At 48.7% G+C, this 18,781-nt stretch carries 19 protein-coding genes; 2 read left to right on the top strand and 17 right to left on the bottom strand.

Going from position 1 to position 18,781, the window contains the following annotated elements; all coding sequences use genetic code 11:
- Nucleotides 1-11: 11 nt before the first annotated feature.
- The 17 genes from ACFODX_RS06195 to ACFODX_RS06115 form a co-directional block, all read right to left on the bottom strand.
- Nucleotides 12-431, bottom strand: a complete 420-nt coding sequence (locus tag ACFODX_RS06195) for a DUF2721 domain-containing protein (RefSeq protein ID WP_324259616.1) — start codon at nucleotides 429-431, stop codon at nucleotides 12-14.
- A 24-nt stretch (nucleotides 432-455) separates the two neighbouring features.
- Entirely contained in the window at nucleotides 456-4,340 is a 3,885-nt protein-coding gene (locus ACFODX_RS06190; RefSeq protein WP_378117163.1) for a DUF6701 domain-containing protein, read from the bottom strand.
- A 2-nt stretch (nucleotides 4,341-4,342) separates the two neighbouring features.
- Entirely contained in the window at nucleotides 4,343-4,885 is a 543-nt protein-coding gene (locus tag ACFODX_RS06185) for an MSHA biogenesis protein MshP (protein ID WP_378117161.1), read from the bottom strand.
- Nucleotides 4,836-5,603, bottom strand: a complete 768-nt coding sequence (locus ACFODX_RS06180; protein ID WP_378117159.1) for a PulJ/GspJ family protein — start codon at nucleotides 5,601-5,603, stop codon at nucleotides 4,836-4,838. Before ACFODX_RS06180 ends, ACFODX_RS06185 begins: the two co-directional genes overlap by 50 nt.
- Before the next feature lie 56 nt (nucleotides 5,604-5,659).
- Complete coding sequence (locus ACFODX_RS06175) at nucleotides 5,660-6,115, bottom strand: MSHA biogenesis protein MshD (protein WP_378117157.1); 456 nt, start codon at nucleotides 6,113-6,115, stop codon at nucleotides 5,660-5,662.
- Nucleotides 6,099-6,554 carry a prepilin-type N-terminal cleavage/methylation domain-containing protein gene (locus ACFODX_RS06170; protein ID WP_378118109.1) on the bottom strand — a complete coding sequence of 152 codons (456 nt, stop codon included), beginning with the start codon at nucleotides 6,552-6,554 and terminating at the stop codon, nucleotides 6,099-6,101. Before ACFODX_RS06170 ends, ACFODX_RS06175 begins: the two co-directional genes overlap by 17 nt.
- Before the next feature lie 21 nt (nucleotides 6,555-6,575).
- Nucleotides 6,576-6,983, bottom strand: coding sequence for a type II secretion system protein (locus ACFODX_RS06165; RefSeq protein WP_378117155.1), 408 nt, complete (start codon nucleotides 6,981-6,983; stop codon nucleotides 6,576-6,578).
- Nucleotides 6,984-7,141: 158 nt separating this feature from the next.
- Nucleotides 7,142-7,657 carry a hypothetical protein gene (locus ACFODX_RS06160; RefSeq protein ID WP_378117153.1) on the bottom strand — a complete coding sequence of 172 codons (516 nt, stop codon included), beginning with the start codon at nucleotides 7,655-7,657 and terminating at the stop codon, nucleotides 7,142-7,144.
- 16 nt (nucleotides 7,658-7,673) lie between these two features.
- The gene (locus tag ACFODX_RS06155; protein WP_378117151.1) at nucleotides 7,674-8,894 is read right to left on the bottom strand and encodes a type II secretion system F family protein; all 1,221 of its coding nucleotides are present in this window, start codon (nucleotides 8,892-8,894) and stop codon (nucleotides 7,674-7,676) included.
- Nucleotides 8,895-8,981: 87 nt separating this feature from the next.
- Nucleotides 8,982-10,700 carry a GspE/PulE family protein gene (locus ACFODX_RS06150; protein ID WP_378117149.1) on the bottom strand — a complete coding sequence of 573 codons (1,719 nt, stop codon included), beginning with the start codon at nucleotides 10,698-10,700 and terminating at the stop codon, nucleotides 8,982-8,984.
- Between the two features lie 27 nt (nucleotides 10,701-10,727).
- Nucleotides 10,728-11,990 (bottom strand): tetratricopeptide repeat protein, encoded by a 1,263-nt coding sequence (locus ACFODX_RS06145; protein WP_378117147.1) that lies wholly within the window; start codon nucleotides 11,988-11,990, stop codon nucleotides 10,728-10,730.
- The gene (locus ACFODX_RS06140; protein WP_378117145.1) at nucleotides 11,987-12,907 is read right to left on the bottom strand and encodes an ExeA family protein; all 921 of its coding nucleotides are present in this window, start codon (nucleotides 12,905-12,907) and stop codon (nucleotides 11,987-11,989) included. The genes ACFODX_RS06145 and ACFODX_RS06140 overlap by 4 nt, the downstream gene beginning before the upstream one ends.
- Nucleotides 12,908-12,970: 63 nt before the next feature.
- Nucleotides 12,971-14,779 carry a pilus (MSHA type) biogenesis protein MshL gene (mshL, locus tag ACFODX_RS06135; RefSeq protein WP_378117143.1) on the bottom strand — a complete coding sequence of 603 codons (1,809 nt, stop codon included), beginning with the start codon at nucleotides 14,777-14,779 and terminating at the stop codon, nucleotides 12,971-12,973.
- Between the two features lie 26 nt (nucleotides 14,780-14,805).
- The gene (locus ACFODX_RS06130) at nucleotides 14,806-15,162 is read right to left on the bottom strand and encodes a hypothetical protein (protein ID WP_378117141.1); all 357 of its coding nucleotides are present in this window, start codon (nucleotides 15,160-15,162) and stop codon (nucleotides 14,806-14,808) included.
- Nucleotides 15,163-15,211: 49 nt separating this feature from the next.
- Nucleotides 15,212-15,925 carry an MSHA biogenesis protein MshJ gene (locus ACFODX_RS06125; protein ID WP_378117139.1) on the bottom strand — a complete coding sequence of 238 codons (714 nt, stop codon included), beginning with the start codon at nucleotides 15,923-15,925 and terminating at the stop codon, nucleotides 15,212-15,214.
- Nucleotides 15,925-16,602 carry an MSHA biogenesis protein MshI gene (locus ACFODX_RS06120; RefSeq protein ID WP_378117137.1) on the bottom strand — a complete coding sequence of 226 codons (678 nt, stop codon included), beginning with the start codon at nucleotides 16,600-16,602 and terminating at the stop codon, nucleotides 15,925-15,927. Before ACFODX_RS06120 ends, ACFODX_RS06125 begins: the two co-directional genes overlap by 1 nt.
- Before the next feature lies 1 nt (nucleotide 16,603).
- Nucleotides 16,604-17,557 (bottom strand): MSHA biogenesis protein MshI, encoded by a 954-nt coding sequence (locus ACFODX_RS06115; protein ID WP_378117135.1) that lies wholly within the window; start codon nucleotides 17,555-17,557, stop codon nucleotides 16,604-16,606.
- A 224-nt stretch (nucleotides 17,558-17,781) separates the two neighbouring features.
- Between ACFODX_RS06115 and trmL the strand changes: the two genes are divergently transcribed.
- Both trmL and ACFODX_RS06105 read left to right on the top strand, forming a co-directional pair.
- Complete coding sequence (gene trmL, locus ACFODX_RS06110) at nucleotides 17,782-18,246, top strand: tRNA (uridine(34)/cytosine(34)/5-carboxymethylaminomethyluridine(34)-2'-O)-methyltransferase TrmL (RefSeq protein ID WP_378117133.1); 465 nt, start codon at nucleotides 17,782-17,784, stop codon at nucleotides 18,244-18,246.
- 34 nt (nucleotides 18,247-18,280) lie between these two features.
- Nucleotides 18,281-18,727, top strand: a complete 447-nt coding sequence (locus ACFODX_RS06105; RefSeq protein ID WP_378117131.1) for a flavodoxin domain-containing protein — start codon at nucleotides 18,281-18,283, stop codon at nucleotides 18,725-18,727.
- Nucleotides 18,728-18,781: the final 54 nt, after the last annotated feature.

Genomic DNA, 18,781 nt, shown 5'->3' with positions numbered 1-18,781 from the left:
TGACGTTGTGATTAATGCTGATCCTTGCCATGTTTTTTCATTACCGCATCAAACTTCTCCAACTCAATATTAATCGCCTTGGTAGAAATATTAACTTCGTAAAATGAAAACAATAAAGACACAACCAGGAGCAACAAACTTGCAGCAAACAAATACATACCCGCTACTTGAAATGCCAACAACAACGAAAACATAGACAGGGTACAAAATACAAATGATAAAACGCCAAACGCCTGCATCAAACGAATAACGGTCATGCGTATACGCAGGTTATCAATTTGGCGAATAACAATATCGCGCGTAGGTGCGTTTTCCATATTGCTCAACTGGCGAATCACATTCGCCAGAGTGACAAAACGATTGGTGTAAGCCAACATCAGCAGCGAAATTGCTGGAAATAATAGGCTGGGTGTGGTGATAGTCATGTCCATAGTTTTTACTATTTAAAACCTCTGTTAATCAAAACGTTCACGCCAATAAATAATGCGGTCGTGACCGCGATATTGGCCAAAACCAAATTCTGCTGTTGGCAGTGACGTATCGGTGTGCGCACCATCGCCATTCCAATCAAAACGCAACCAGGGATAACTGGTCAAATCCACATTCACAGGAAATGTACCTGTGGCATTTGCGCCCGGCGCAGAAAAGCTGTGCCCGGCATCGCCATCGGAAAATATAATGTCTGTTGCCGACATGGAATCATAGATTCCAGTAGTGGAGCCGTCAGTAAGCACTACCGTTAAATTCGAGGCAGTTAAAATACTTCCTGCGGGATAAGTAATTGCACTGCGCAAAATCTGGGTGCAACTATCATCCAGGTTTTGAATAAAACGATTTCCAAACCAATATTCGGTAATGAAATTCACCGGCAAGTCAGCAGTACCCGGGCCGAAGGCATCATCCAAACGCAGGCGACCAAAACGGAGGTTCAGTGGCGTGGCATTGAGCTGACGTGCATTACAGGAAGCACCCGTGCAGACACCAACAGCTCCCGCATTCATATCTTTATTTGCCAGTTCACGTGCATCAAAAGTATCGGTAAGCGTTAAACCAATATTTAATTCCGGGTAAGGGCCATCGGGTGTTGCAGCGCGATTAAACGTTGCATTAGTACCCACTGTTAAGACCCCCTCACTCCAAATTTTTGCGCTGGTTTCACTCACGCGCGAACTCAGCGATGCACCATTCCCAGCATTAGCATTTTCTGCTACGTATGTAAGGCTCGGCAGAGTACCGTAGGTAGCGCCGTAATTGGAAAGCACAGCGCCTGTTTCAGACAAAGCCTTTATTTCATAATTCAGCGGTAATTGCTGCTGCGACATATAGGAAAAAGTATCACAGCTGTTATTGAGTGATTGAGAAACCATTTCAAAACGGTGAGGATAAAAACGCCCTACCGTATTACTGACAATATAGTCGGGTGCTCCCGCGCCAAGATAATTATTATCTGCGAGTTCAGGGCGCAAGGTTAAACTGCCCACCTGGTTCCAGCGTAGATTGGAATTTTCAAAGCTGCCTGCCGTTGTTGCGGCAAAATTACCTCCTGTGCCGTTACTCAAAGCCGTGAGCGTAGCGCCGACCGGATGCACAAGTGCAAATTCTTTTAGCAAAATATTATTTTCACTTTGAATTTCACGGCCAAAATTTGGTGTGGGTTGCTGGTTGGCATTCTGCGCCTGCACTACCACTTTAAATGCTTCGCCTGCTGCCACAAAACCAGCAGCGGTTCCTGCTGCAGTAGTGCCACCGGGGTTATTAGAGCCGTTAGATCGCTGTACAGCGGTTACAGCCAATCGCTCGGGTCGCACCACAAACTCGCCGCTTGTTCCTGCCAAGGTAATAGCGGGATTATTACCCGAAGCCGTAAGCGGTAATGAAGCATGAAGACGAACGCGCCCCACATCGCTGTAGGTAAAAGGGATTGGTGCTTCACCGCTGGCATTAAAGGTGAGCGAAACCGGTGTGCGATTTGCGCTGCCGTTTAAATTATTAGCCGCAATGCCAGTTCCTTGTAAGGTAAATGTTTGCCCGGCAATACAAGTTGTCGGGTTTACGCACTCATAACCAAGATTAACCGTGTGAGTGCCAGTAACTCGCGCTTCGCATGCTCCTGTATCGCTATCGGTACGAACGGCGCGCAGTACGGGGGTTGTCGCTGTTACACCAGCACGCTGGTTAACAATTGCCGCATTAGAGCCTGTTGAGTTATAAAACTTTAAACCTGTATCTAAAAAGGTAATTGAAGGGTCGAGCGTTTGGCTTTCTGAATAAGTACCGTCAGTCACATTAATATTAAGGGTGGCTGGAGTGGGTTGGCGTAAATAGGCAACAAAAGTATTTTCAGTTCCCAAAAAAGTATGCGTACTTTCTACCCAACTACCCGTTGCAGGCGATGTAGAAAGTGTAACCTGTGTTCCAGCATTCGGCGCAACCAATGCGCCATTTGCATCGTATGCACTAATAGTTATAGGTTCTGCCGTGCAGGTTAATCCTGGACCGCTGTGATCTATTCCGTAATAACTGACCTGTGACGGGCAACCAGAGATGGGTAAAAAGGTTGAGTCACCCGGGCGCCGCCAGCGCAGCGACATCACGGCATAACCGCCCCGCTCATAAAATTCCAAACGAACCGGATAGGTTTGCCCCGCCACCAAATTTATCGAAGTACTTGTATCAGTAGTAACTGGATGATCAGTCCAATTATTAATAATAAGTTGGTTATTCACCCAGAGGCGAACGCCATCATCCGACAGGGTTTGGAATTGATAGCTTCCCGTTGTATTCACTTTTAAGGTTGCATTCCAACGCACGGAAAAATTATCGGCATTTACACCGGTGACACCAGGTGCACCCGTTCCCCAATCAAAATCTATCGTGAGATCCTGACGAGTTGCTGTGGCAGTACCAGATAAATTGTTGTTATTAAAATATTGCCCAAGAGCAGCACCAACAAAACCGTTATCACAACTGGCAACCGGCACTTCACAATAATTTGCCGTGCTTTGATTAGGATCGCCCGCGGTTCCCAAAGTTGAAAAAGTAGCTGTTCCTGGCGGATTCCATAACAACCGAATTACCGCCTGACCACCATTTTCATAATATTCCAGGCGAACGTCGTAAGCGTATCCAGCTTCCAAGGTAATAGTTGCACTGGTATTTGTTGTCGCTGAATGGTCATTCCAATTATTAATAATTAATTGGTTATTAACCCACAGCCTTACACCATCATCAGACACGGTTTGAAAACGATAATTGCCCGTTGTAGGCGCACGCAACTTACCTGTCCAAACAACACCAAACTGATTGCTATTAACATTGGCAACACCGGGCGGGCCTGCGCCCCAATCAAAATTAACATTGGTATCCAGCCGTGTGCCTGCAGGGTTTCCGGATAAATTGGTATTGTTGTAATAGTTCCCCAACAATCCGCCTATTAGCCCTGTGGTACAAACAGGCGGCGTAAAGTTACAAGCATTGGCAGGCGTAGAGTTAGGCAAACAAGAACCATATACCGCCCCATTGTTGGTCACATTTACGGTTGAATAATTAGGTGCCGTTAAATTTCCATAAACCGTAGAATTATTTACCGTAATTGCCCCACTCGTACTGGAAATACTAATCGACGATGACGAGGAACCAAGCACACTCCCGTTTTGAATGGTGACGGTACTAGCCCCCGAAATACTGCCCGAGGTCATGGTTACACCTGAAAAAGTAACCGGGTTATTAGAGGTCATTACAAAACTACCGGCCAGGGTTCCGCCAGTAAAACTCATACCCGAGCGAGCTTGAGCACCACCATATAAATTGGTTCCATTGGTGGTAATAGTATTGCTACTGCTCGTGACTTTCCCACCAACACTGCCACCGGTTAAATTGATATTACCGCCTGTAGTAATAGTGCCGGTTACCGATGTATTTATCAGCGTGATATTGCCACTACCACTCGTGATAGAGCCGTAAATAGTATTGGTATTTCCCGATTGAATAGCGCCGTAACTGGATATCAAATTAATATTATTGGTCACTGAACCTATAACGTTATTGCTCAGCACAAACCCGTCATTGGCTGAAATCGTAATAGTTGTGTTGGAAGTCAACACATCACCACTTGCAAGAGTGACACGCCCATTGCCATTACAGGTGTAAGTGGTGCCAGAAACGCTCCAGCTGGTATTACAGGGTGGATATTGGCCACTAGTTAAATTGTAAGTCGCGGCATAACTGCTATTGGCAACACAAAAACCAATGACAACCCATAAAAATGTTAAGCGGAAAAGCCGGATAAAGTTTCCTGTTTTTTTCAAACAACTGTCTGCGTAAGCAATAAAAAATTTCATTGCTACTGCTCCAAAAATGCGCTGGCCTGAATACTACGCTCAGCGCGGTATTCGCGCTCCCCGCAGCGGCCCACACTGTTAATGGTATAAAAACTTTTTAAAAGATCAGCGCTGGCATCGGGCGCATAATTCGCCGCATTGCCAGCAACACAGGTATTTCCATTCTGATAACGACAACTACAAGTCACAGTAACTGTACAGGCGTTTAAGCCATCCACACTGCTGTAATCGGGGTTTAGATTCATAACGGAGCAAGCGTTATCAGCCGCTTGGCGGCCGGCCACATCAAAAAATATTGCTTTCATTCCGCGCTGGGCGCCACTCTCTGCCGCATAAAAACTTTGTAAGCTCATCAACTCTTGCACCACTGCCGTTTGTGATTGGATGGATGTACGGGAAATTGTGAGCACCAAAACACCCATGACCACAATAATAAAGAGCGCGAGCGGCAACAGAAAACCGCGCTGGGCATTGATAGTAAATGCGCCTTGGCTGCTAGGGAACATTGCGGATAAATACTCGGTGGGTGTAGTTGATGGTTTCATTGCCGCTAGTAAAATCCAACGAAATATTAACCAGTGTGTTGCGATTTTCAGAGCCATTCGCCAATTCAAATGCTGTATTCGTCGTAACACCACGGGCAATAATGTCGAAGCTTGCCGTCAGATCAACGCTTTGATTCTGTGGATCTATGCCGCTATAAAAACGCAATTCATTACCCGCCAGGCAAAATGCCTGGGCGTTATCCAGCAAATAAAAACGCCGATTAATGGAATTACGCTGCCAGCGCTGGTTGGCGGATAATTGCAAAGCACCGGCGCTATAACCGGAATAAGCACTCAGCGATGTGGGTGATGAGCCGTAAATTTCAGCGGCATTCATAGCGCCAATTGCAACATACTCAGCCGAGCCAAAATCGATAGACACCGGAGAGGCTGGAATGCTTGCAGTAGGCGGTGCAAGATTTTGTTGATCCGGCACTGCATTAAAATAATTCCCACCTCCGGCAATGGGCATAAATTGCAGGCACTGGTCATTGTTGGTAATTCGCACCGAATAAGGCAAAGCGCCGCGCAACTGGCGGGTCATGCGTTCAACGGCTTGCCGCGCCGTGTTCACCAAAAGCGCACGGGTTTGGGTAGATTGATAGGACTCAGTAGCGCGCACGACAAAACCTACACCTATAGCTGCAATGATCGACAAAATAACCATCACAGCCACCAATTCCACCAAGGTAAATGCGCGCTGCGAGCGATAACGCACAGCTAGTGTTCGGCTAGCGGCTTGTTCGCATTTAACAATGGGCAGTAAAGCGCACATTAAAAATTCGCTCGCTCTGCCGTTAGCAAAAAAGTTTCATTGGTGGGTGTAGTTACCCTCACCGTAATTCGTTTGATGTTATTTGCGGTAGTCACCTGAACACTGCGCTGATAGCCGGGAGCACCGGGATAAGGTAGATCGCTGAAATTATGGTAATCATCCACATCGTTCATATTATTTTCGGGTGCATTGGTACAGTTTGGAGCGCCGGCTGTTGAGCAAGCGGGTATACCGCCCGTGGGTGTGGATTCGTCATATTTGAGCGCGATAATTTCATCGAGCAAGGATTGGGCGGCTTCCAGTGCGCGCATACGGATTAGCGGATCAGCATTATTAATGGTGGCATTGCGATACACACCAACTAATACCAGCAAGGCGATGCTTACCACCACAATAAAAACAATTAATTCAATCAGCGATACACCGCGCTGAAATACTTTAGTTGGCGTAGGCATAACCACTTGCCTCCACGCGAATAACCGCCGAAGTACCTGCGGTATTACCTGAACCGGTGAGTGTAATAGTGCCTGATTGGGTGCGGCCTAATTTATCGAAAATAAATTTGTCATCATCAACAGGATCATCAGTTTCAGCTGACACCGAAACGCCTTGAGGCAAAGTGAGTGGATAACGATCAGCTGTAACCGGGTTGCCATTTTCCATCACACTCACCGTGTTACTGGTGAACTCAATCTGGATATTGCCACCACTACTGCGCATCATCGCGGTTTGTTGCGCAAAAAATAAGGCCGCGATGATGTCATCGCGGCCTGATTGTACAGCGGCCGTATTTACTGGCCCCAAGCGGGAAAAAAGCACAACTGAGAGTATACCGATCAATAACATAACGGTAATCAATTCAATGAGTGAAAACCCCCAGGTGTGTTTTTTCATTGTGAGCAAAAGGCATATCTGTTACGGAGTGACTGTAACCCCGTGCGCAATGAAAACAGGTAAGGTTGTAGGGTTAAGATTCGTATCCGTATAACCAACGGTACATTCTTCAGTATCACCGTCTGCAATGGTAGTTGTACTTATAGCCATGGTTGACGGAATTCCTCCGTCAATCAATGCTCCAATATCATCACAGGAATTCACCGTTATCGGAGTCACATTTGTTGTCAGCTGCGCTTTCACCGCAATACTGTTTGCATAGTTAAGTGCAGACGCACTGCCCAACGCGCCAGCAACACCTTGCAGTGCTGATTCGCGAGCCGCATCAGACAAGTCTACAAAACGCGGCAATGCCGTAGCAGCCAAAATACCCAAAATAACGATAACCGCAATTAATTCAATTAAGGTAAAACCGGATTGTTGTTTCATAAAGAGACTCCCACGACAGTAAAAAGATAAGTTAAAAAAAGTTGATTGACTACATCCCTGCTGCCGTGAACCACAAGAGCCCACGCACACATTTAATAATTCAGTAACCCTACTATAGCCAATGAGTTCGGAAATTCCAGTTATTAAACGATTAACTATTATAAGTTTCCGCTTATTGAACCCCGGCTAAATATAACCCGCCCTTCAAGCGGATAATAATCAAAAAATGTTGCCGCCTCATGCAGTTGAAAGCGGCACACTGAATCGCCCACCGATAATACATATTCAGCCTTATGCTCAGGCCGGGATTCAAGGCCAAGTGGCGGCGGGTTCTGCAACAGCAAATTCCACAGCGCCACGCAATCCGCTTCCTGCAGCCGGAAGCCTTCCGTTACCGGTGCTGTTACCGCCACTGGCCAGCCTTGGGATGAAAAATAAACCGGCTGGCCCGCAATCGGTAAACTGCGAGTCTGGCTTTGGGATAACCCTTTCACCAAAAATTCGGCGCGCGCATTGGCAGCGGCAGTCACCAAACGGTGCGATAAAATTTCCAGGCGCAGGTTTTGGGCATCGTCCGCCATGGCGAGGTAACGGCCCAGCGCAACCGCGGAAATAATCGCTATTACTGTGGCGACCACAAACCATTCAAAACGTCCGCTGTGATAGCTATTCATGCTGCGCCGGCTGGCCTCATTTTTGGATGTTATACATATCCCACAAGGGCAGAAAAATACCCAGCGCCAGCACTGTCACAAACGCAGCCATAATCACAATCATGATGGGTTCAATGCGGTCGCTCAGCTGTTTTACATCGTATTCCACTTCGCTTTCATAAAAGGCAGCCACTTCCGCCAGCAGGGCATCCACCTGCCCGCTCTCCTCCCCCACGGAAATCATTTGCAGTACCAGCGGGGTAAACATGCCGCTCACCAAATGGGTTTGGAATAAACCTTCGCCGCGCTCTACGCCCGCGCGAATACCGCGAATTTTATCGCCCAAGTAGGGGTTATCCACGGCGCGTGCACTTAATTCCAAGGCGTTTGAAAGTGGTAAACCAGCGTTTAACATCAAACCAAAAGAGCGGGCATAACGTGCAAGCGAGGCGCGCTCGATAATGTCGCCAATAATTATCAGGCGTAATTTTTTGCGGCCCCACACACGGCTGCCTTCGGGTGTTTTTATGTAGTGATAAACCCAGGCTACCAACGCGCCAATAACCACTGCCAGATACAACCAATAATTTACAAAAAAATCGGATATGCCGATCAGTATTCTGGTGGGCAGTGGAAGCTGGGCACCAAAGGAGGAGAAAAGATTGGCAAACGCCGGAATCACTTTTACGTTGATAACCACTATGGCGATGGAAATAGCAATCAACACAAATGATGGATAGCGCAGCGCTGTTTTAATACTTTTTACCGTGGCCAGATCGCGTTCCATGTATTCGCTGAGCTGTTTAAATACCAAATCAAGGCGCCCTGAGTTTTCCCCCACACTCACCAGGCTGACAAATAAATTATCAAAAATTTTGGGGTGCGCACGCATGGCCGACGACAACTCAACACCTGCTTCAAGCCGCTCCACCACATCATTAAGTGCCTGCTGAAAAGCATAGTTGCGTAGCGAGGCCGATAAACCGCGCAGGCCTTTTACCAGCGGGATACCGGCGCGGCTAATGGTGTGCATTTGCCGGCAGAACATAATCAGTTCCACTTTTTCCACACGGCCGCGATTGGTGGCGCGCGCAAAACGTTCAGAAAAACTCAAGCGCTCGACAAACTCGCTGATGTCCACCGGGGTTATGCCGCGGCCGAGCAATTGATTTACCGCCGCATCTTTTGAGGAAGCATCCAACTGGCCGGTAATGAGCCGCCCTTCTGTATTGCGCCCTTTAAAATCGTAAACAGCCATCAGCAGTTACTCATGCGCTTGTTGGTAGCGAAATTGTTGGTGACGAGATTGTTGGTGACGAGATTGTTCATGGTTAAATTCCATCACTTAGATTTCATTCACCTGTGCCGAAATAGACATCACTTCGTCCAGCGTAGTTAACCCCTCAAGGGCATAGCCCAAAGCAGCCTCACTCAAACTGACAAAATCAGGAAGGTTGTGTGCAGCTTGCATAAAGGCATTCAGGTCATTCACGCGCAGGGCTTCCGCCATGGTTTGGTTAAGTTCCAGCATTTCAAAAATACCTATGCGCCCGCGATAACCGGTGTTGTGGCAATGGGGGCAACCTGTACCTTTTTTAAAGGTCGCCGTCGAATAATCACGGCCCTTGCCAATAACAGCGAGCAATTGCAACTCGTTAGCATCGGGTGTGTGCGGTTGAATACAACTGGTACAAATACGCCGCACCAACCGCTGGGCCACAATCGCTTTCAGCGCGGTCGCCACCAAATAACCATCCACGCCCATATCCATTAAACGCATGGCCGAGGTAAACGCATCATTGGTGTGCAGGGTCGATAACACCATGTGGCCGGTCATGGATGCGCGCATGGCAATTTCTGCCGATTCCGCATCGCGGATCTCACCTACTAATAAAATATCCGGGTCTTGGCGCAGGGTTGCGCGCAACACACTGGCAAAGGTTAAACCGATTTTTTCATGCAGCTGTACCTGACTAATACGCGGCAGGCGATATTCCACCGGATCTTCCACGGTGATAATTTTTTTCTCGGGTTTATTTAATTCAGACAAAGCGCCGTACAGTGTGGTGGTTTTACCGCTCCCGGTTGGCCCAGTCACCAACACCAATCCATGCGGGCGGGTAATGGCGCGGCGGAATCGCTCCATTAAATGTTTGGGCATGCCCACGGCATCCAGTGGCCTCACGCCGTCGGTTTGATCCAGCAGACGCATCACCACAGACTCACCAAACTGCACCGGCATAGTGGAAATACGCACATCAATATTGTGATGTTTTACTTTGAGGTTAAAACGACCGTCTTGTGGCAAACGCTTTTCAGAAATATCCATGCCGGACATAAGTTTCAAACGCACTACCAGCGCCGAGGCGATGCGCTTTTCATTCATCACTTGCTCAAGCAGCACGCCATCGATACGGGTGCGGATACGCAATACTTTTTCGTCCGGCTCTATGTGTATATCCGAGGCTTTGGTGTTAATCGCCTCTTCAAATATTTTTTGCAGCAGCTTTACTACCGGCGCTTCACTGTCGGCGGCACCTACTGCAAATTCAGCGAGGTCAACGGCCGACTCCTGCAGCTCCTCGTCCAATTCACCGGCAAGGGTGGCAATTTCATTGGCGCGGGTGTATGCGATATCCAAAATATCCAGCAACTCGGACTCGCGCACTACCGCCGGTTTAATATTTTTTTGCAGCAGCCGCTGCAATTCATCCAGACAAAAAATATCGGTGGGGTCGGCCATGCCCAACAGCAAGCCGTCAAAATCTTCACGCAATAACATCACGCGGTAGCGGCGCGCGCTGGTTTCTGGCAAGCGCTGCACCAAAGTGCGATCAAAGCGGAATTGTTTTAATTCCACAAAGGGAATATCCAGCTGCGCCGATAACAAGTTGAGCAAAGCGTTTTCATCGACATAACCCAACTCAACCAGCGTTGCACCCAATTTACGGCCGGTGAGCTTTTGCTCTTGCAGTGCATGCTGCAATTGGGTTTCCGAAATCATATTCTTTTCAACGAGCAGATCGCCGATACGAATACGTTTTTGCGAAGCGAGATTCATCATAGTGGACTAATACCTGTTATTGCCCGGTCATTGACTCAAGGCGACCAAGCGTTGCTCGACATACTCGCGCACTGGCGGCTGTAAATCGGAATATTGATTAACACGTTGATAAGCGTGCAGCGCTAACTGGGTTTGATTGAGCGCATCCTGCGCCAGAGCAAAACCCAACCAGTAGGCAGGCTTTTCGCCGAAGCTGGTTAACAGCCGGCGATAATGACTGGCCGCCTGTTCATTCATACCACTGCGCTGATACAAGCCGGCAAGCAGAGCGCGATAATTTTCATGCTGCTCCGCCTGCGCAAGCGAACCTTCAAGGAGTGCGAGCGCTTCATCGGGCTTGTTGTTTAGCAGGGCAATTTTTGCAGAATAATAGGTGTTTATTTCCGGTGCCAAATAATCTGCGCGCGCCAACAATTGCGCTGCCGCCTGGTTATTTTCCTGCTCGCAATAAATATCCAGTAATAACTCGGTAGAACGCGCGGCACCGGGATTATTAGCAATAAAATCCTGCAGCCGCGCTATGCCCTGCTCTAACTGACCTGCATTAAATTCTGCCCGCGCTTGGGCCGCGGTTTGCTCATCCTGCCAGGCGCGATTAGGGGCGATAAACAATGCAGGATCGGCCGTTTCCGTGGCCGCTTGTTCAGACACTTGCGCTTCAAGTTCTGCGGCTGCTTGCTGGTCGGCAACAAAAGGCTCGCGAATACTGACAGATTGCTCAGGCACAGTTGTTGATGAATGTTCATCATCAATAGCGACAAATTTTTCAGCGGGGTCAGTTGTTGGTGAAGGCAGCGATTGGCTGTTGGCAACAACTGCTGTCAGATGGGTAATTGCCGATTCCAGAGAGGCCAAACGCTCGGTCAGTTGCTCCGCTTCAATAACCTCAGTCGCATTATTTTCCGGATTTTTTTTTGATTCAGCCGCCTCCAGGTTTGGTGCAGCGACAGCAGAGTCTGTGGAAGGAACAGAATCTGTAGAAGCATCAGAATGGATGGAAGCTGCAGAAATAGAAGATGCAGAAGAAGTCGCTAGCGATATTGTTTGTTGCTGTGCAATTTGTTGATGCTGGTAACCATAGCGCCAACCGAGAATCGCCAACAACACCAGCACAAAAACAATCACACTCGGCAAAATATTGCGCGGTGCTGCTTTGGCAACACTGGATTGGGAAAATAAATCCTGCTGGCTCGCTGTGGAGTCGGCATGTGCATCACTCGCCGGGACACCGGGCGGGCGGCGCGCTATATCCTGCGAGAGATCGCGCAACATGTCGTTTAGCAAACTCATAAAAAACCACCCACTGTGCTGGGCGCCAGCGCGATTACCGCCGCTGCACTCGCCGCTAATGCGGGCCACAACCAATAGTCGCGCCGCGCCAACCAGCGACCAAAACGGCGGCTCTCTGCGGTATCCATAATTGCGCGCACCATATGCTGGCGGCTCACTCGCGCAGCGCCCTGACCGTAAGCCGCAAGCATGGCCTTGTGGGCGATCACATTAATTAACCGCGGCACACCACCCGATGCTTTATAAAGTAATTTAACGGCGCTGGCGGAAAATAACCCGGCGCCTTTATAACCTGCAGAGGCGAGCCGATAAGCCAAATAATCCGGCAGGCTTTGGGGCGAAATAGTTTGTAAATATTCTGAAAATACAATGCGCTGTTTAAGCTGGCGCAAATCCGGCCTGTCCAACAATTCATCCAATTCCGGCTGGCCGAATAATACCACTTGCAAGAGTTTGCTTTTCTCGGTTTCCAAATTAGTTAACAAGCGCAGGGCTTCTATGGTTTCGCGCGGCATAGCCTGGGCTTCATCTACAACCAGCACTACCTGACGTTTTTGCTGCGCTAACTCCACCAAACGCAAATTAATTTCTTTCAGCAATTGGTAAGTCGGCATATCCGGTGAGTAGGCAATACCAATCTCCTCTGCCAAAAACCATTTGAGTTCATCGGGCGTGAGGTAAGGGTTGGGAATATAGGCGGTGATAAACGTATCGCCCAAACTGGCCAAGAGTTTCCGGCTCAACAGGGTTTTGCCTGTACCTACTTCACCAACAATTTTAATAAACCCTTCGCTGTGGCGCAGCGCAAGCAACAGTGTGCTTAACACCTCGCGGTGGCTCTGGTTATTAAAATAAAATTGGGTGTCTGGCGTGAGCGAAAAGGGATGCTCAGCTAACCCAAAATGTTGACGGTACATGCGAAACCTCTTGGCTACAAACCCCTTGGCTACAAACCTCTTAGCCACAAAATCAGCTTATTGCTACTGCTTTCTGTAGCTGTCACCAATGTTGCGCATGGAGTTTTGCGCTTCGGTTAATTGTTCGTCCCAGGTTTTATCATCCACCACAATCGGGCGCAGCAAAATAACCAATTCCGTTTTGCTTTTGGATTTGTTTTTGGTTTTAAACAAACTATTCACTAGGGGAATGTCACCCAACAGCGGGCGTTTGCCGTCTTGATTATTGCTGGACTCAGTCATTAAACCGCCCAATACAATGACTTGGCCATTAGCTGCTTTTACAATACTGTCGGATTCACGCACACCGCGCAGCGCCAATGGCAAGGCAAATTGTTCGTTGCCCACAGTGAATACTTTTTGCTGGTCAGTGACTTCACTCACCACCGGATGAATGTGCAATATCACCTCACCGCGCTCAGAGATTTGTGGTGTTACATCCAGCGAGATACCGCTAAAAAACGATGACAGTTCAATATTGGGTGTTGAGGTAGTAGTGGCTGCGTTGGAAGTTTGGTTACTGGAAATTCCGGTAACAAAATATTCATCTGAACCGACACGGATCATGGCTTTTTGATTGTTTACCGTAGATACGCGCGGGCTGGACAATACCTGCACCGCACCCTGGGTTTCCAGGAGCGATAACAATTTAGTGATGTCGCCAACCTGAATTAAACCGGCAATAGTGCCACCCACTCGCTCGCGCACAGGAATTTCCAGATTTTGCAAATTACCTTCGTTATCCACGTAGGGGTAGTTGCGAATAATTTCCCTGAACTCCCCCACGGGTGATGAACCATCTGTATTTAACGGAAAGCCATCCTCCAGATTTTTTGCAGCGGAAATTTGGCCGCTGATGGCATTCCAATTAACGCCCGCTTCAAAGCCCTCGCTTAAACGCACTTCAATAATTTTTGCTTCCAGGATTACCTGACGCTTAACACTTAATTCAGAGCGCTCCAGAAAATCCCGTACTGCACTCAGCTCGTGGGGCATAGCCGTCACGACAATCATGCCCGCTTGGGGAGTGACCATGACTTTGCGATTTTCTGTTTGACCGCCAATAATGGAAGTCACGGTTTTTTCCAGCGACGACCAAAAATCTGTGCGATTCATAGTTTGTACACGCGAACCCGGCGACAACCCCGTCGAACCACGAGCGCTGCGCTGCTGCTGTGCACTTTGCACCATACCCAACAAATCAGCCGCCTCACTGCCGCCCGCAGAATTATTGCCGCTGTTATTGGCGTTATTGCCTGAACTTTGCGCGCGGCCAATCATCACACTGGTGTCCGAAACCCCCACGCGCTGCACATCCAAATAATTAATTTGAAACACTTCGGTGCGCAGTGCATTGGCATAAATAGTGTAAATACCGCGGTCTTTACGGTATTCGTAACCGTAAATATCGCGTGTCACCCTGAGCACATCATCGACGGTGACATTTTTAAGATCCAAAGTGACACTGCCGGTGACTTCAGGATGAACTACCACATTCACGCCTGTGCCATTGACTAAACCCAGGAAAAAATCCCGCGCACTCACGTTGCGTACCGACACATCAAACCGGTCGTAATTTGCTTTGCTATTGGAATTATTCAGCGATTGATTTGCCAGCAGGGCTTTATTAACGTCTGCCGGCACTTGCCGGGGCTGGTTGGCTGCCGCAGTTTGTTCAGCACGGGTTTGATCCAGCACTTCCTCGCCCAACAAACGTTTATCCGCATTTTTATTGTTAGAGCAAGCCGCTAATACCACCGCCAAAGACAGCAGCGATGTTTTCAAAAGCGATGTTTTCAAAAAATGTTTAGTTAGAACTGGGTGGGTGAACATTGTCACTGCCTCAAATTTGCAATCAATTAGTGTCTTATAACAACGCTGGGAGCAAGCTTAAGCGCCCAGGTTTTGGCGCCCTGTTGCAACACCACGGTTTGGGGCGAAATACGTTTTACCAGCACGCCGCCGGAATCGGGAATGACCTGCCCTTCACGCAGCGTCACACCATTAATAACGGCCTGTTTGCGCTGCGCGCTGATCAGCACGGAATTCAGGTTGTACGCAGAATTGTGTTGGCCTTGGGGGACTGTTCTGTGCCCCAAGGGTTTGGTTGGGTCGCGCAGGGTTTCACTTGGCGCCGCTGCAGCCAAGTTATCATCGGCCTGCACTAGTGCCGTGCAAGCCACTAATAGCAGCGCAGAAAATAGTGAGCTCCGCAAAACCGGAGCGGATGGCAATAAAACTGTGCCCGGGGCTTTTGCTAACAATCTACACACCAAACAAGCCCTCCTCTGAACTCAGCGTAAATACCTCAATATCAATTTCCGCATTCGGATAATTTTTAACAGTGTAATCCAGCGACTCCCAATAAAATTTCCACTCCAAGGCTTCAATCGCGCGCAACAGATTAAGCAGTTCCAGATAACTGCCGCTCACCCGAATAATCACACTGTGTTTGTAAACGCCGGTGCCTGCCACCGGTGTTTGGTTAGTAGCAGAACTGGCGGATTGCGCGCCGGCTTTGTTGGTTTGCCCCGCAACCGTTTGTGGATCTAACTGCAACTCCATGACTGGCAGGGTGCGCACTTCCCTGAGTTGAATATTGGCGGTGCGCGCGAGTACATCCTGCAGGACTTTGGGCAATTGCTCGGCACTGATTAAGCCTTGCGATAATCCCGCAAGGCGCCCTTCTACGTCGCTAATGTCTGCGCGCAACTTGTCTATATCTTTGCGTTTTGCGATTGCGGGGTCGCTCGCCATAGCCATGCTGAGCGTAGTGATTTTTGTTTCCAGGTCTTGCTGCTCTTTGGTGATTTTCGCGCGCTCGGCTTCCAGTGATTTACTGGTTTTATCAATCGCGGATTGCACCAACAATTGCCAGATTAAAAACACCACCGCCAGCAGGGTGAGAAAAATCAGCACACGCTCGCGCAGCACACGAGCATCAATCTGCTCCATTAATTTTTGTAGCGCCGCTGGCATTAGTTGTTCCCCCTTGCGGTGGATGTCGCTGCTTGCTCATTGAGCTGCAGCAGCATTTGCACCGCTGTTTTTCCTACAGCGGCAGAGTTGCGCGGGTTATCCCTGGCGACAAAAAAATCAAAAGCTCCACCAGACGCTGCAGGTGTAATGCGCAACACCCCAAAGGACGCTTCGGCAAACGCAGGTTGGGTGCGCAACCGTTGGATGTAAAAAGGAACCTGATCTGCCGCCAGGGTTTTGCCGGCAAACTCAACATAAGCACCGCCCTGCAGCAAGGAAAATGCTTGCAAGCTGATGCTGTCCAACGCTTGCTCACCCAGAGCGTATAAATGGGCAGAGTAGCCGGTGTTGTTGCCTAATTTTTTATCGGCAATCACCCCCAGAATTTGTTGGCGCCGCTGCAACTCGTTTTGCAAACGAACAATGTCAGTATCAAGCTGTGCCAGATTTTGTTGGGGCCGCTGCTGCTCCAATTGTGTTAAACGGGATTTGGTTGCCTCCAACTGTTGCCGACTAGTTTCCAGCATCAATGTTTTTTGTTTATTGGTATTAACTGTGTAAAAGCTAAACACTACCAATAACACCAAAAATAACACCAAGCCCCAGAGCATATGAATACTGCGCATAGGCTCACGATTGGGTTGAAATTCAGGCAGGTATAAATTGATCTGTTGCATATCAGCCCTGCCCTACTTGATCTTGACGCAAGGCAGCACCTATAGCGTTTAAACAAAGCGCGAGATTGTGTTCGGCAATTGCGCTGGAAATTTGCAAACCGTTATGCAGATCCAACAAATGAATGGAAACGGCCATGGAATTTTGAATGGCGGGGGTGAGTTTGTCGGCAGTGACATTTTCTCCACACAAATAAATGTGGCTGGGCGGTACTTGGCGCATTTGCCGCTCAAAATAATCCAGCGAGCGCTGCAGCTCCAATACCAGAGCCTCTGCCGGTAAGTCGTCCAATAAACCGGCGTTATAAGCCAGGGAAAATTGACGGGAGAGATACAAATTTCCCTCGCGAAAAATATGCAAACTGCCTCCACCTTGCTGCAGTTTTACCAGCGCTATACCGCGTTTGGTATCGCAACAAGTCTCCGCCAGATTGCGCAACACTAATTCGGGGATATCGATATTTTTTAAATTCAAACCGGCGATTTTTGCGTTGGCCACTTGCTGCTCAATAATTGAGCGCTGTGCAATGACCGCATACGCCATACGGCTGGTGCCGCGCGCGCTGTCTTCGGGCAGTAAAAAACCATCCACGACAGCATCGGCCATGGGGAACTGCACCAAATCTTTTACCCGCCAGCGCAAGGCTTCAGCCAATTCTTCAGCGGGCACTTTAGGGGCTTCGCCCAAAATCAGTTGATAGCTGCCGGCACTCATCACCAGGTTGGCTGGCACTGTTTGCGCACCCAATTTAAATAAACGCGCACGCAACTGTTCTGCCGGGTTTACACCGGGTTCCGCGGGAATAAATTCGCAGTGGGTTAATAAAGGCTGTTGTGAAGCGTGGCGCTGAACTTGCGCTATAGCGACACCCTCGGTGCTGAACTCAACACCCAGCGTTTGATTGGCACGCTTGCCGCCGGGCAACAAGGTGTTTATTTTTTCTACAATCGACTTCAAATCGGAGTTCTCGATGCCAGATTTTTCACTCTGACGCTTTTGTAGCGCCAGTTCACTGATGCTAAAAAATCCTTTTGAAACCGCACTTTCATTACAATGTCGGCTGTCACGCAGGCTGTTAACAACAAAGCCAAACGCTGGTAGTTAATAACTCTTGTTTATAATCAGCGCCAAAAACATAACGTTTAACAGAGAACATAGACTATAAAGGTAGAAAACGCCAAATGCTGCACATAGTTCTTTTTGAGCCAGAAATTCCCCCCAATACCGGCAACATTATTCGCCTTGCAGCTAACACTGGTTGCCAGCTGCATTTAATCGAACCCTTGGGCTTTAAATTGGATGAAAAAAGCGTAACCCGTGCAGGTATGGACTACGCCGAAACCCAGGATGTGCAGATCCATAAACACTGGCAAGCCTTTCTCGATCAACAACAACCCACACGCATTTTTGCCCTGAGCACCAAGGGCACCCACTGCCACAGTGATGCACAATTCCAGGCGGGTGACTATTTATTGTTCGGCCCTGAATCGCGCGGTTTACCAGCGGAAATTCGCGAATCGCTGCCGAGCGCTCAGGTATTGCGCATTCCGATGGCCGCTAATAGTAGAAGCATGAACTTATCCAACGCGGTAGCCGTAATGGTTTATGAAGCCTGGCGGCAGTTAGGTTATGCTGGCGCGCAATAATTTTTAATGATCAATTAATAGTCGCGAGGATTCGATGAGCAAAATCCAGATATTTATTGGCAGCGTTTACGGCGGTGCTGAACAAGTGGGCGAATTAGTGGCCGATGAACTGCGCGCACTGGGCCATGAGGTCAGCCTTAATACCTATGCCCGCGCCGAAGATTTAGCGCGCGACCCCAGCGAAATTATTTTGTTATGCCATTCCAATACTGGCTCTGGCGAACTGCCGGACAATATCCAACCACTCTATTTACATCTGACCCGCGACTATCCGCGTATCAGTGGCCGCCGCTTTGGTGTGATTAACCTCGCCGATAGCTGTTACACCACATTTAATGAAGCGGGGGTGATGTTGGCTGCTGCGTTTGAGGATTTAGGGGCGCAGCGTATTGGCGAACCACTGGTGTTGGATGCCAGCAGCGGCGATGATGCGGCTACACTCGCACGCGCCTGGGTCAAACACTGGGCCAGCCTGCTTTAATTGTTATTGGAATTTGTTGTTTGAAACTGTCACGTGCGATTCCGCCGGTAAAGA

Origin of the sequence: Cellvibrio fontiphilus (assembly GCF_042646205.1) — a bacterium.
Classification (GTDB): Bacteria; Pseudomonadota; Gammaproteobacteria; order Pseudomonadales; family Cellvibrionaceae; genus Cellvibrio; species Cellvibrio fontiphilus_A.
Note: the sequence above shows the minus strand (reverse complement) of the source record. Positions and strands in the feature narration are given on the sequence as shown.

What these genes read in the sequence shown, in the direction of transcription:
- ACFODX_RS06195 (WP_324259616.1), bottom strand. Translation starts at nt 431, where the DNA reads ATGGACATGACTATCACCACACCCAGCCTATTATTTCCAGCAATTTCG.
- ACFODX_RS06190 (WP_378117163.1), bottom strand. Translation starts at nt 4,340, where the DNA reads ATGAAATTTTTTATTGCTTACGCAGACAGTTGTTTGAAAAAAACAGGA.
- ACFODX_RS06185 (WP_378117161.1), bottom strand. Translation starts at nt 4,885, where the DNA reads ATGAAACCATCAACTACACCCACCGAGTATTTATCCGCAATGTTCCCT.
- ACFODX_RS06175 (WP_378117157.1), bottom strand. Translation starts at nt 6,115, where the DNA reads ATGCCTACGCCAACTAAAGTATTTCAGCGCGGTGTATCGCTGATTGAA.
- ACFODX_RS06170 (WP_378118109.1), bottom strand. Translation starts at nt 6,554, where the DNA reads ATGAAAAAACACACCTGGGGGTTTTCACTCATTGAATTGATTACCGTT.
- ACFODX_RS06165 (WP_378117155.1), bottom strand. Translation starts at nt 6,983, where the DNA reads ATGAAACAACAATCCGGTTTTACCTTAATTGAATTAATTGCGGTTATC.
- ACFODX_RS06160 (WP_378117153.1), bottom strand. Translation starts at nt 7,657, where the DNA reads ATGAATAGCTATCACAGCGGACGTTTTGAATGGTTTGTGGTCGCCACA.
- ACFODX_RS06155 (WP_378117151.1), bottom strand. Translation starts at nt 8,894, where the DNA reads ATGGCTGTTTACGATTTTAAAGGGCGCAATACAGAAGGGCGGCTCATT.
- ACFODX_RS06150 (WP_378117149.1), bottom strand. Translation starts at nt 10,700, where the DNA reads ATGATGAATCTCGCTTCGCAAAAACGTATTCGTATCGGCGATCTGCTC.
- ACFODX_RS06145 (WP_378117147.1), bottom strand. Translation starts at nt 11,990, where the DNA reads ATGAGTTTGCTAAACGACATGTTGCGCGATCTCTCGCAGGATATAGCG.
- ACFODX_RS06140 (WP_378117145.1), bottom strand. Translation starts at nt 12,907, where the DNA reads ATGTACCGTCAACATTTTGGGTTAGCTGAGCATCCCTTTTCGCTCACG.
- mshL (WP_378117143.1), bottom strand. Translation starts at nt 14,779, where the DNA reads ATGTTCACCCACCCAGTTCTAACTAAACATTTTTTGAAAACATCGCTT.
- ACFODX_RS06125 (WP_378117139.1), bottom strand. Translation starts at nt 15,925, where the DNA reads ATGCCAGCGGCGCTACAAAAATTAATGGAGCAGATTGATGCTCGTGTG.
- ACFODX_RS06120 (WP_378117137.1), bottom strand. Translation starts at nt 16,602, where the DNA reads ATGCAACAGATCAATTTATACCTGCCTGAATTTCAACCCAATCGTGAG.
- trmL (WP_378117133.1), top strand. Translation starts at nt 17,782, where the DNA reads ATGCTGCACATAGTTCTTTTTGAGCCAGAAATTCCCCCCAATACCGGC.
- ACFODX_RS06105 (WP_378117131.1), top strand. Translation starts at nt 18,281, where the DNA reads ATGAGCAAAATCCAGATATTTATTGGCAGCGTTTACGGCGGTGCTGAA.